This window comes from Aquimarina macrocephali JAMB N27 (assembly GCF_000520995.1).
Taxonomy (GTDB): domain Bacteria; phylum Bacteroidota; class Bacteroidia; order Flavobacteriales; family Flavobacteriaceae; genus Aquimarina; species Aquimarina macrocephali.
The window spans coordinates 576,226-588,001 of sequence record NZ_JACA01000001.1 but is presented as its reverse complement, the minus strand read 5'-3'; the positions used below and the strand labels follow the sequence as shown (position 1 = coordinate 588,001).

General features: G+C 33.4%; 14 protein-coding genes. 1 reads left to right on the top strand and 13 read right to left on the bottom strand.

Annotated elements, in window-relative coordinates; translation table 11 throughout:
• Positions 1-116: 116 nt before the first annotated feature.
• The 6 genes from Z054_RS0102735 to Z054_RS0102705 all read right to left on the bottom strand — a co-directional run bounded on the left by Z054_RS0102735 (position 117) and on the right by Z054_RS0102705 (position 3,974).
• Positions 117-626, bottom strand: coding sequence for a DUF2480 family protein (locus Z054_RS0102735; RefSeq protein ID WP_024768568.1), 510 nt, complete (start codon positions 624-626; stop codon positions 117-119).
• 17 nt (positions 627-643) lie between these two features.
• Positions 644-1,081 carry a PaaI family thioesterase gene (locus Z054_RS0102730; RefSeq protein WP_024768567.1) on the bottom strand — a complete coding sequence of 146 codons (438 nt, stop codon included), beginning with the start codon at positions 1,079-1,081 and terminating at the stop codon, positions 644-646.
• Between the two features lie 52 nt (positions 1,082-1,133).
• Positions 1,134-1,460 carry a DUF59 domain-containing protein gene (locus Z054_RS0102725; RefSeq protein ID WP_024768566.1) on the bottom strand — a complete coding sequence of 109 codons (327 nt, stop codon included), beginning with the start codon at positions 1,458-1,460 and terminating at the stop codon, positions 1,134-1,136.
• A gap of 50 nt (positions 1,461-1,510) precedes the next feature.
• Positions 1,511-1,933: a SufE family protein gene (locus Z054_RS0102720; protein ID WP_024768565.1), complete on the bottom strand. Its 423-nt coding sequence runs from the start codon at positions 1,931-1,933 to the stop codon at positions 1,511-1,513.
• 40 nt (positions 1,934-1,973) lie between these two features.
• Positions 1,974-2,684, bottom strand: a complete 711-nt coding sequence (locus Z054_RS29850; RefSeq protein ID WP_084050047.1) for a DUF4377 domain-containing protein — start codon at positions 2,682-2,684, stop codon at positions 1,974-1,976.
• Positions 2,685-2,759: 75 nt separating this feature from the next.
• Entirely contained in the window at positions 2,760-3,974 is a 1,215-nt protein-coding gene (locus Z054_RS0102705) for an aminotransferase class V-fold PLP-dependent enzyme (protein ID WP_024768564.1), read from the bottom strand.
• A 78-nt stretch (positions 3,975-4,052) separates the two neighbouring features.
• On the opposite strand from Z054_RS0102705, the gene Z054_RS0102700 reads away from it, so the two are divergent.
• Entirely contained in the window at positions 4,053-5,405 is a 1,353-nt protein-coding gene (locus Z054_RS0102700; protein ID WP_024768563.1) for a serine hydrolase domain-containing protein, read from the top strand.
• A 75-nt stretch (positions 5,406-5,480) separates the two neighbouring features.
• On the opposite strand, the gene sufD is transcribed toward Z054_RS0102700, so the two are convergent.
• The 7 genes from sufD to Z054_RS0102665 all read right to left on the bottom strand — a co-directional run bounded on the left by sufD (position 5,481) and on the right by Z054_RS0102665 (position 11,772).
• Complete coding sequence (gene sufD / locus Z054_RS0102695; RefSeq protein ID WP_024768562.1) at positions 5,481-6,794, bottom strand: Fe-S cluster assembly protein SufD; 1,314 nt, start codon at positions 6,792-6,794, stop codon at positions 5,481-5,483.
• Between the two features lie 4 nt (positions 6,795-6,798).
• A complete protein-coding gene (sufC, locus tag Z054_RS0102690; RefSeq protein WP_024768561.1) occupies positions 6,799-7,551 on the bottom strand; it encodes a Fe-S cluster assembly ATPase SufC in 753 nt (250 codons plus the stop codon).
• Positions 7,552-7,590: 39 nt separating this feature from the next.
• Complete coding sequence (locus Z054_RS0102685; RefSeq protein ID WP_024768560.1) at positions 7,591-7,980, bottom strand: hypothetical protein; 390 nt, start codon at positions 7,978-7,980, stop codon at positions 7,591-7,593.
• 25 nt (positions 7,981-8,005) lie between these two features.
• Positions 8,006-9,451 (bottom strand): Fe-S cluster assembly protein SufB, encoded by a 1,446-nt coding sequence (gene sufB, locus Z054_RS0102680; protein WP_024768559.1) that lies wholly within the window; start codon positions 9,449-9,451, stop codon positions 8,006-8,008.
• 39 nt (positions 9,452-9,490) lie between these two features.
• Positions 9,491-9,820 carry a HesB/IscA family protein gene (locus tag Z054_RS0102675; protein WP_024768558.1) on the bottom strand — a complete coding sequence of 110 codons (330 nt, stop codon included), beginning with the start codon at positions 9,818-9,820 and terminating at the stop codon, positions 9,491-9,493.
• A gap of 131 nt (positions 9,821-9,951) precedes the next feature.
• Entirely contained in the window at positions 9,952-10,995 is a 1,044-nt protein-coding gene (locus tag Z054_RS0102670; protein ID WP_024768557.1) for a cytochrome-c peroxidase, read from the bottom strand.
• Between the two features lie 9 nt (positions 10,996-11,004).
• Entirely contained in the window at positions 11,005-11,772 is a 768-nt protein-coding gene (locus Z054_RS0102665) for an MbnP family protein (RefSeq protein ID WP_024768556.1), read from the bottom strand.
• Positions 11,773-11,776: the final 4 nt, after the last annotated feature.

Sequence of the window (11,776 nt, the reverse complement as noted above, 5' to 3'; positions counted from 1 at the left end):
TAACCAGTGTAAATTTTTATGTTGGCAAATATATTTTAAGAAACGTTTTTTACCCTAAAAGTATGCTGGCAGACCATTATTTTTCGATAAAAAACAGTATTAATAGACAAAAGAACCTATTTCCTTTTATATAGAGGAACAGAAGAGCATGCTTCTCCATACATAATACTTTTTGCAACAGGTTGTAATTTTTGGATCAAATCGATATAAGCCCCTTGAGGAACAGGTTTGTTAGTGCAACCTTTTATAATAATCAGCTTGTTTTGATATTCTGAAATGTCAATAGTATTTATAATTTCGGCATAGAGTATCGTTTCCAGAGCTTCTAAAGATCCTACGGCTACTTTTTTTGCAAAGGGCTGTAATGAGCTAGTCAATAAAAGGTATGCCCAGCCTGGGATAATAGCATCTGTAGAACAAGTTAATGCAACATAGACGTCTTGGTATTGACTCCAGTCATGATCTAAGACGTATTTTCTAAACTCTTTTTCGCGTAAAATTAACCCCTCAAAAAGCCAATTTTTAATATCAAAAAGAATACGATTGCCTTTAGGATAGTATTCTTCTAAATCAAAAGTGATGAGGTTTTTATTATTAGCAACTCTATTTACAATTTCATCGGCCATTGTATCGTTGTATTATGTTATTTATACCCTATTTTTTCTGAAAGTTCTATCTTGCTTTTTGCAAAATTTCCAGTTCCAAAAGCAATTTCTTTACCATCTTGATTGTATAAAGTTGATTCTGCAACAAATAGGCTTCTGGATTTAAATTTTATCTTTCCGACAGCTGTAATTATTCCTTTATCGACAGGTCGTATTAAATTAATATTGAACGAAGTAGTAAGGACGAAAATATCTTTTACAATAGAATTTACAGCAAAAAAAGCAGCATCGTCGAGTAGTTTAAAATATACAGAACCGTGTATAGCTCCTAATGCATGAAAATACTTTTCTGAAATTTCAAGCTCGATTTGTGCTAAACCTTCATCGATTTTGACTTTGGTGGTATCATACAATGCAGTGTTGATATTTGCCTGTAGATACATTCTTTCTAATTTACTATAATGTTCAGGATTCATTTTCCTTGTTTATTTATTTTAGAAAGTTGTTCCGAAATGACTGCATTCTCTGCTACAGCATTCCCAGTTCTAGTTTAGCCTCTTCACTCATTAAATCTTGTGACCATGGTGGATCAAAAGTAAGTTCCATTTCTACATCTTTTACTGCATCAAGAGATTTTACTTTTTCTCGTATTTCTTCTGGTAGAGACTCTGCTACAGGACAGTTAGGAGAAGTAAGTGTCATTAGAATTTTTACTTCATAATCCTCATTAACAAATACATCATAGATTAGCCCTAGCTCGTATATATCAACCGGAATTTCTGGATCAAAGATTGTCTTTAATACTCGTACAATTTTTTCTCCTAAGTCGTTTGTATCTATAGTGGTTTCACTCATTTTTTTAGTTTTAATATTGCTTTAACAAGCTTTATGCGACAAAAATTGATTTAATTCAATTGTGTTTGGTAAGCGATAGCATACATTTTTAGTTGTTTAATCATACTTACTAAACCATTAGCACGTGTTGGTGATAAATGTTCTTTTAAACCAATTTCATCAATAAAATTAGTATCAGCTTCAATGATGGCCGCGGGATGTTGCCCAGAAAAGACACGTATCAATATTGCAATAATACCTTTGGTAATAATGGCATCACTATCTGCAGTAAATTGAACTTTATCATCTTTCATTTCGGCGTGTACCCACACTTTACTCTGGCATCCTTTTATGATATTGTCGTCTGTTTTGTATTTTTCTTCAATAAGAGGTAGAGATTTCCCTAGTTCAATCATGTATTCATATCGCTGCATCCAATCATCAAACATACCAAATTCATCAACAATCTCTTCCTGGATTTCTTGTATTGTCATTACGTACAAATTTTCAACAAAAGTACAACAAGAATTGTTGCTATTCAATACTTTCTGCCAATGATAGTATAGTATTAACTAATTGTTGTATTTCTTGAGGAGGATGTCCGTGATCAAAGCCATTCGAGACAAACGTTTTGGTAGAAGAAGTGATCTTTAGTTGTGCATGGGGAGCACCATCAAAAAGTCTTTTTTCGGTAGGTGCTTTTAGCTCACTTATTTTATCAATATCTATAGTTTCGAGGAGTGAAGTAATGGTATTCCAATCTTTTTTTGAGCATTTTTTTGAATGACTATTTTTTAAATTTACATCGGTAGTTTTTTCAATACGATCGTTATTAATTTTGATTTGAAAAAAGGAACCCCTGGAGAGTGCCTGGTATTCGACATTAACTATATTGCCCTGATCTTTTTTATTCTTTAAAGGAATGTTTTGGGCTATGGATCGATTTTTTTCTTTTGATAGTATTTTAACTAGAGTATAGTGTAATGAAGAACCATCGGCAGGAGGGTTTTCTACTTTGGTAACGGTAACTTCAATTTCATAGTTATATCCTTCTTCATATTCAAATCCTTCGATTGTATCGTAAAAATAAGTCCATTCATCACTTGGGTTTTCTTTATACAACATGCATTTTTGAGGGCCAACGCCAACACAATCTTCCAAAGTATTAGCTATAAATACTCGCTTGGTTTCCTGGCATGAAGAAAATAAAATAACGATACTTAATAAGGAAAAAAACTTACTCATAGATTGGTTGTTTTATTTAAGACGTTGTATGGTAATTAAATAACGTTGAACAAAACCAAATGGTATAAAAATAATTTACGAGAGCATCATCTTGGCTTTTTTAACGGCTTCGACCAAAGCATCAATTTCTTCTTTAGTATTATAGAATGAAAAAGAAGCACGAACCGTTCCTGGTATTTTATAAAAATCCATAATGGGCTGTGCACAGTGATGTCCCGTACGTACTGCAATACCAAGTTTATCTACAATAGTTCCTACATCATAGGGGTGAATATCATTCAGGTTGAAAGAGATTACAGAAGTTTTGTTTTTGGAGGTACCGTAAATTTTTAACCCTTCAATTTCTAATAATTTTTGTGTACCGTATTCAAGAAGTTCGTTCTCATATGCAGCAATATTGTCAAAACCAATACTATTCATATAATCGATCGCTACTCCAAAAGCTATACCGCCACAGATATTAGGAGTGCCAGCTTCGAACTTATGGGGTAACCCGGCATAGGTAGTTTTTTCAAAAGTAACTTGCTCGATCATTTCACCACCACCTTGATAAGGAGGTAGTTTGTTTAACCACTCTTCTTTTCCGTATAGCATACCTACTCCTGTGGGTCCACAGAGTTTGTGTGCAGAAGCAACATAAAAATCTACATCCAAAGCTTGAACATCTGGCTTAACATGAGGGCAAGCTTGTGCACCATCGATCAATACAGCTGCACCTACGCTATGTGCTTTTTCAATAATTTCTTCAATAGGATTTATAGTTCCTAATGCATTAGAGATGTGATTAGTAAAAACAAGTTTAGTTCTGTTAGAAAGTAATTGATCATACACATCCATTACTAATTCACCATCTTCGTTCATCGGGATGACTTTAAGGATGGCCCCTGTTCGTTCACATAACATTTGCCAAGGCACAATATTAGAATGATGTTCTAATGCCGAAACAATGATTTCATCACCTTCAGAAAGAAGAGAGGTAAATCCGGTAGCAATAATATTAATACTATGAGTTGTTCCCGAAGTGAGAATAATCTCATGTGTGTGTGTTGCATTAAAATGTTTCTGCACTTTTTTACGAGCCATCTCGTATGCATCTGTTGCTTCTTGTGATAAAGTGTGAACACCACGATGAATATTCGCATTGTAGTTGCTGTAATAATCTACAATGGCGTCTATAACTACCTGCGGTGTTTGAGATGTGGCCGCATTATCAAAATACACCAAAGGTTTTCCGTGTACTTCTCTGGTAAGTATTGGGAAATCTTCTCGTATTTTCTGTACATCTAACATATCAATTTCTTTCTGCAAAAGTAGTAAGTATTTCTAATTAGGATTGTTTATTTTTAGAATGATTTAACCCTTTTTATAATGAAACGACTTAAAAAAATTATTGGGATTGCTTTTCTTATTCTATTTGCAGGAATTTGTATTGCATTTGTACTGAATTACCCAAAACTTACAATTCTAACAGGATATTCTGCAAAGAATATGAATTCATCGGTTTTTATTGCAAACAGAAGTTTAGAGTTTACGGATTTAAATGATAATAATTTTGCTCCGGTTAATTTGGCAGATGATGAGGTAAATATGAATAACAGGACATCTGTTGCCTCTGTTTTTGGTCTTAAAGAGAGAAAAGCAATTTATAGAGAAGGATTGGGTAGTGTTTTGATCGATGACGATTTTGATGAAAATATACCTGTTTTAATACCGCAAAGAACTAAAATAGAGACAAGGTTATCATATCCATATGGCCAATTAGAACAAAAAGATACAGTTTTTACTACGGTCGATTATGATAAGATAAATAGGACTATTACTTCAATTTTTGATACGAATGGAGAGTATATAAAGAAAACAAGGGCTGTTCTTGTGCTTTATAAAGATCAGATTATTGCCGAGAAGTATATAGATGGATTGAATAAAGATTCTAAGTTGCTAGGGTGGTCTATGACGAAAAGTGTTCTCTCTACAGTTTATGGCGTGTTACAAAAACAAGGTGCAATTAATATACAAGATAAAGCCCCAGTGTCTGCATGGCAAAATGATGAAAGAAAAGAGATAACGATTAATAATCTCTTACAGATGAATTGTGGGTTGGAATGGGATGAAGATTATGGCTCTATTTCTGATGTTACAAAAATGTTATATGTAGATAAAGATATGACAATTCCCCAAATTCATAAAAAAGCAATTCACAAACCCAATGAATATTGGTATTATTCTTCTGGTGTGTCTAACCTGCTATCTGGGATTTTGAGAAAACAGTTCAAAAGCTACCAGGAGTATCTTGATTATCCATATCGAGAGTTTATTGATAAAATAGGAATGAATTCTATGCTTATAGAAACGGACATGACAGGTAATTATGTAGGCTCTTCTTATGCTTGGGCAACAGTAAGGGATTGGGGTAAATTTGGATTATTATATCTACATAAAGGGAATTGGAACGGAGAGCAGATTTTTGAACCTTCGTGGGTGGATTATGTGACAACCCCAAGCCCTACATCTGAAGGAGATTACGGAGGGCATTTTTGGCTAAATGCTGGAGGATTTTATCCAGACGCTCCAAGAGATATGTTTTCTGCAAATGGATTTCAGGGACAACGGGTGTTTATTATTCCTTCTAAAGATTTGGTCATTGTACGATTTGGACTTATTGGAGATGCAGGAGTTGATTTCAATACATTTTTAAAAGAAATGGTTGATTCGATAGAATAGAGAAATAAAAATAGTAAAGCCAAATCTTCCAGGATTTGGCTTTACTAATATCATTTGTTATTGATGCAGTTTATCTTATAGGTCGAAACCAATATTCACGCCAAGTTTAGTCGCGATTAGTTTATTAATTCTACTTTTTAGCTGAGGTATTTTTACACTAGATAACACATTGTTTGCGAATGCATACATTAACAAAGCCCTGGCTTCTTTTTCTCCAATACCTCTGGATTTCATATAAAATAATGCATTATCATCTAATTGTCCAATAGTACAACCGTGCGAGCATTTTACGTCATCTGCAAAAATCTCTAATTGTGGCTTAGAATTGATAGTTGCTTTATCACTTAATAAGATGTTGTTATTAGATTGAAAAGCATTTGTTTTTTGCGCTTCTTTATTTACAATAATTTTTCCATTAAAAACACCTGTAGATTTTTCATCAAAAATACCTTTATAATCCTGATGACTCTCACAATTTGGTGCTATATGATGTACCAGAGTATTATGATCTACATGCTGCTTTCCTTCAATAATTGTTATACCATTAAGTATAGAGTCGATTCCTTCACCTTTTTGATAGAAATTAAGGTTGTTTCTGGTGATATTTCCTCCAAAAGCAAAAGTATGTACTGATGCTACACTTTGTGCATGTTGTTCGATATAAGTATTATCAATCAAAGAAGCATTTTGATTATCATTTTGAATTTTATAGTAATCGACAACTGCCCTTTTATCTGCAAAAATTTCAGTTACAGAATTCGTAAGAACAGGGTTGTCTGTTAAACTCTGATGACGCTCAATGATTTGCACATGAGAATTTTCTCCAACAACAATTAAGTTACGTGGTTGTAACATTTGGGCAGCTTCATTTCCTGTAGAAAAATGTAAAACCTGTATAGGTTTATCTGCCAACTTATTTTTTGGAATATAAATATAAGCTCCTTCTCTAGAAAAAGCTGTATTTAAAGAAGTAAGCCCATCTTCACGAGCTACTTTGTTAAAATAGTTTTCAATTATTAATCGATATTTTTCATTGCTTAATGCCGATGACATTAAACATACATCGATCTTATCATGAGTAGTTTCAGATAAATGAGATGAATATTTACCATCAATAAACACAATTTTGTATGTATCCAAATCATGAAGGAAGTACTTTTTTATATCTCTAAATTCTATAGCATTTTCTTCTTTTGGAAAAATGCTGTAATCGTGTTTTAGTACAGTATTCAGAGAAGTGTATTTCCACGCTTCTTCTTTTTTGGTAGGAAATCCTTTTTCTTCAAAAGCTTTAATAGCTTGACTTCTGATATCATGAACAGCTGTATCAACATCTACCGTGTTTTCAAAAGCCAAAAAAGAAGACACCAATTTATCTTTCAACTCCATAATCTTAAGCGTTTATTTCTTCTTTAATCCAATCGTATCCTTTTTCTTCTAGTTCTAAAGCTAATTCTTTGGTACCAGATTTTACGATTTTACCGTCATATAATACATGTACAAAATCTGGAACTATATGGTCTAAGAGACGTTGATAGTGAGTAATTACTATGATAGCGTTGTCTTCACTTTTCAGTTTATTCACTCCGTTGGCTACAATACGTAGAGCATCTATATCAAGCCCAGAATCTGTTTCGTCAAGGATTGCCAATTTAGGCTCCATCATTGCCATCTGAAAGATTTCATTACGTTTTTTCTCACCGCCCGAGAATCCTTCGTTAAGAGAACGAGATAGAAATTTTCGATCGATTTCTAATAATTCGGATTTTTCACGAATTTTTTTAAGCATGTCTTTGGCAGGCATTTCTTCAAGGCCTTGTGCTTTTCGTGTTTCATTTATGGCAGTTTTCATAAAATTAGTTACCGTTACACCAGGAATTTCTACAGGGTATTGAAACGATAGAAAAACACCTTTATGAGCACGTTCTTCTGCTGCAAGTTCTTCGATATCTTCTCCTTCCAGAAGAATTCCTCCTTTGGTAACTTCATATTCTTCTTTACCTGCAACGATACTGGCTAATGTACTTTTTCCGGCACCGTTAGGACCCATAATTGCGTGTATTTCTCCTGCTTTTACATTTAGGTTAAGACCTTTTAAAATTTCTTTACCTTCGACACTTGCGTGTAAATCCTTTATCTCTAACATGTTGTACAAAGCTTTTATCTCTTATGAGATATAATTTAGTTATTTATCTTTTTCTAGCTCAGAGTTTTTGTCTTCTTCTGGAGACTTAATCTTAGTGGGCAACTCTGAAGTTGGTGCACTTACTCCGATAATTTCTTTTATTTCTACTATTTCTTCCCACCCTTGTTCTGGGTTGGGTTTTATGATTCCCTTTACTACAACAGGAACCATGTCATATTCTTCTCTTTGCAGAGGTTCTACTTTTTTAGCGAGTTCAAGCGTGATATCATTAATTATCACACCATATATAAAATCATTACCTTTTAAGACTGCCGCATCATCTATAAGAATAAATTCGCCACGAATTAAATTAGGTTCTTCATTTTTGTTTTCGGATTTGCAGGAAAAAAGAATAAGACTTAGTGCAATTAAAATACATGTTTTTTTCATTAATGTAGATTTGATGGTTTTACAATTAGCCTACAGAACCTTCTAAAGAAATCTCCAGAAGTTTTTGAGCTTCTACTGCAAACTCCATAGGTAGCTTATTCAATACTTCTTTACTAAAACCATTAACGATCAAAGCGATTGCTTTTTCTGTATCGATTCCTCGTTGGTTACAATAAAAAATTTGATCTTCTCCTATTTTACTTGTAGTTGCTTCATGTTCTATTTGAGCGGTTTTGTTTTTAGTTTCTATATAAGGAAACGTATGTGCGCCACATTCATTGCCCATCAATAATGAATCACATTGTGAAAAATTACGTGCATTGGTCGCTCTACTACTTATTTGCACTAATCCTCGATAGCTATTTTGAGATTTCCCTGCAGAAATACCCTTAGAAATGATAGTACTTTTGGTGTTTTTGCCTAAGTGTATCATTTTTGTACCTGTGTCTGCTTGCTGAAAATTATTGGTTACCGCAATAGAATAAAATTCTCCAACAGAGTTATCTCCTTTTAATATACAAGAAGGATATTTCCAGGTAATTGCTGATCCTGTTTCTACTTGTGTCCAAGAAATTTTAGCGTTGTTTTCGCAAATTCCTCTTTTAGTCACAAAATTATAAACCCCTCCTTTTCCTTCGGCATTACCAGGATACCAGTTCTGTACTGTAGAATATTTTATTTCTGCACCATCCAATGCTATTAATTCTACAACAGCAGCGTGTAATTGGTTTTCATCACGAGAAGGAGCAGTACACCCTTCCAGATAACTTACATAACTTCCTTGATCTGCCACAACTAAAGTACGCTCGAACTGACCTGTACCTGCCTGATTGATTCTAAAATAGGTAGATAGTTCCATTGGACAACGAACACCTTTAGGAATATAGCAAAACGAACCATCACTAAAAACAGCAGAGTTTAAGGCAGCATAAAAATTATCCTTCTGCGGAACTACAGCTCCAATATATTTTTTAACTAATTCTGGATGTTCTTGAATAGCTTCAGAAATAGAGCAAAATATAATTCCTTTTTCTGCAAGGGTTTCTTTAAATGTTGTAGCTACTGATACAGAGTCCATTACAATATCTACCGCTACTCCCGCTAATTTCTTTTGTTCATCTAATGAAATCCCAAGTCTTTTAAAAGTATCGAGTAATTCTGGATCTACCTCATCAATACTATTATATTTAGGTTTTTTATTTGGTGCAGAATAGTAAGATATATTCTGAAAATCGGGCTTTTCATAAGTAACATTTGCCCATTCGGGTTCTTCCATCTGTTCCCATGCTCGAAAAGCTTCAAGTCTCCATTCTGTCATCCATTCGGGTTCTTCTTTTTTCTTAGAAATCGCACGAACTATATCTTCATTAAGACCAACAGGGAAAGTATCAGATTCTATATCGGTATAGAATCCATACTCATATTCTTTGGTCTCTAATTCTTTTTTTAAATCGTCTTCAGTATATGCCATTTTTATTACCCTAAATTAATTCAGGATCTTTTTTATCGATTAAAGGGAAAAACTTTCTCCACAGCCACAAGTTCTACTGGCATTAGGATTATTAAATACAAAACCAGTACCATTTAAACCACCAGAATACTCTAGGGTTGTACCGATTAAATAGAGAAAACTTTTTTTATCTACAATGATTTTCACACCATTATCTTCAAATACTTTATCTCCTTCCTCTTGTGCTTTATCAAATTTTAAATCATATGATAAACCAGAGCACCCTCCACTTTTTACACCTACACGCACATAATCGGTAACTGCATCATATCCATCGTCACTCATCAATTCGATGACCTTATTTTTTGCTATGTCTGATACCTTAATCATACTTTTATAATATAGATTAATTCTAAATGAAATGCAAATATACTACATAAGTAGATTTTATACACAAAACCTAACATATATCTGTTATATATTGGAATAGGTAAAAGCTATAATGACTTAGATAGAAGGTTTTAAAATTCTGAAAAACGAGTATCGTTTACAAAATCATCATCGGTAAGTGTTTTTAGAAAAGCGATGATTTGTTGTTTTTCTTCAGCTGTCATTGGGATTCCCAAGGCACCATTTTGGTCTTTAAGTATTGGGTCTAAGGTTTCAGAATCAACCATACCATCACTATAATGATTTAAAACATCGTCTAAAGTTTTTAATCTACCATCATGCATATAAGGGAAAGTAAGTTCAATATTTCTTAAACTAGGAACTTTAAATTTTTGCATGTCCTCGGTTAATCCTGTAACACGATTTCTTCCTATATCATTATACAGAGGGTCAATAGGTAGACCATTATTGCGATACGATTGATCTGTAAATAAGGTACCTTTATGACAAGAGGCACATTTGGTTTTAAAGAGTTCAAAACCTGCAGCTTCTTCTACAGTAAATACAGAGCCTTCATTTCTTTCTATTTTGTCATATTTGGTATTTGCTGAAATCATCATAATCATAAACTGAGAAATTGCCTTAAGCATGTTATCAGAATTGATTTTTTGATCTTCAAAGGCTTCTGCAAATAATTTTACATATTCTGGTTGTTCTTCTAGTTTTTTAAGAATGCCATTGAAGGTTTCATTCATTTCTACTTCTGCAGTAATAGGTATAATAGGTTGAAGATCTAAATGTATTGCAGCTCCATCCCATGTGAATTCTTTCATAAATGCCATATTATGTAAAGGCTGTGCATTACGAGTTCCTAAAGCACCGCCTACACCATGGCTTACAATATGTGTGTGATGGGTAAATGCAAAATCCTGAATATGACAAAAACCGCAAGAAATCACACCATCAGAGGCCAGGCGACCATCATAAAATAACTTTTTTCCTAGTTCGAAACCTTTTTCTGTGGGAGGATTAAGTGCTATATCATAAGTTGGGTCGGGAAAGTTTGCGGGTATAGTAAATTCTAATTTTTTATTTTCGATAGGAACATAATTATCCTTATCAGAACTACATGCAGTTCCGATAAGGATAATAGCTATATATGATAATAATTTCAAAATATTACTTTAATTAGATACACTAGATGCAGTAAACATAGTACTTATATTTTCTGCAATTTTTGGAGCAAATTCTGCATCTACCTGAATACTGTTTTTTACCTCTAGTGAATGCGTATTTGTACCATCAAATATTTTTGCAATATCCACATTAATTGCCACTTCTGGTGATTTTGATTCTTCAATGGTCAATGTGCTGGGTAATTCGAGTGTTATTTCTTTATAGTTGTCTAAAGTGGTACCATGACTTCCTACATGAATTAAAAAATCAGTACTAGCTCCACCATTTGTGGTATATGTTCCTTCAAATTTAAGGAATTTATATCCGGCAGACCAACTCCATAACATTCCGCTTTCTTCTGCGGTAGGAATAAAGTTCGCCATTCCGTTAAGTGGATATTTTGATTGATCAACCCCAAAACCAAACCTGATTTTAGTGTATTGTCCTGCACTAATATCAGAAAGGTTTACTTTTTTGCTTTCTAAAACTTCTTCGTTAATTAAGAAATAGCTTCGATCTACAGGATACGTAAACTCCTCACCATTAGCTTTAATTAAAACAACATTACTTATAATATATTTTAATTCTGAAATGATATAGACTTCATTACTTCCGTTAGTATAAGAATCAGTAGTTAATTCGATACCATTACTATTTATTGTGTTTTTTAAATCAAGTACAACATTTCCAAAGGTTTTTGTCGTTCCCTCGTCGTCATTTTTACAGGAAGAAACGATGACCAATGTTGCTATGAGGATGTATATTATATTTTTCATTGTG

Excerpts from the sequence above, each read along its gene's own strand:
- Z054_RS0102705 (WP_024768564.1), bottom strand. The coding sequence starts at position 3,974 with ATGTTAGATGTACAGAAAATACGAGAAGATTTCCCAATACTTACCAGA.
- Z054_RS0102675 (WP_024768558.1), bottom strand. The coding sequence starts at position 9,820 with ATGATTAAGGTATCAGACATAGCAAAAAATAAGGTCATCGAATTGATG.
- Z054_RS0102685 (WP_024768560.1), bottom strand. The coding sequence starts at position 7,980 with ATGAAAAAAACATGTATTTTAATTGCACTAAGTCTTATTCTTTTTTCC.
- Z054_RS0102730 (WP_024768567.1), bottom strand. The coding sequence starts at position 1,081 with ATGAATCCTGAACATTATAGTAAATTAGAAAGAATGTATCTACAGGCA.
- sufB (WP_024768559.1), bottom strand. The coding sequence starts at position 9,451 with ATGGCATATACTGAAGACGATTTAAAAAAAGAATTAGAGACCAAAGAA.
- Z054_RS0102720 (WP_024768565.1), bottom strand. The coding sequence starts at position 1,933 with ATGACAATACAAGAAATCCAGGAAGAGATTGTTGATGAATTTGGTATG.
- Z054_RS0102665 (WP_024768556.1), bottom strand. The coding sequence starts at position 11,772 with ATGAAAAATATAATATACATCCTCATAGCAACATTGGTCATCGTTTCT.
- Z054_RS29850 (WP_084050047.1), bottom strand. The coding sequence starts at position 2,684 with ATGAGTAAGTTTTTTTCCTTATTAAGTATCGTTATTTTATTTTCTTCA.
- Z054_RS0102735 (WP_024768568.1), bottom strand. The coding sequence starts at position 626 with ATGGCCGATGAAATTGTAAATAGAGTTGCTAATAATAAAAACCTCATC.
- sufC (WP_024768561.1), bottom strand. The coding sequence starts at position 7,551 with ATGTTAGAGATAAAGGATTTACACGCAAGTGTCGAAGGTAAAGAAATT.
- Z054_RS0102725 (WP_024768566.1), bottom strand. The coding sequence starts at position 1,460 with ATGAGTGAAACCACTATAGATACAAACGACTTAGGAGAAAAAATTGTA.
- Z054_RS0102700 (WP_024768563.1), top strand. The coding sequence starts at position 4,053 with ATGAAACGACTTAAAAAAATTATTGGGATTGCTTTTCTTATTCTATTT.
- sufD (WP_024768562.1), bottom strand. The coding sequence starts at position 6,794 with ATGGAGTTGAAAGATAAATTGGTGTCTTCTTTTTTGGCTTTTGAAAAC.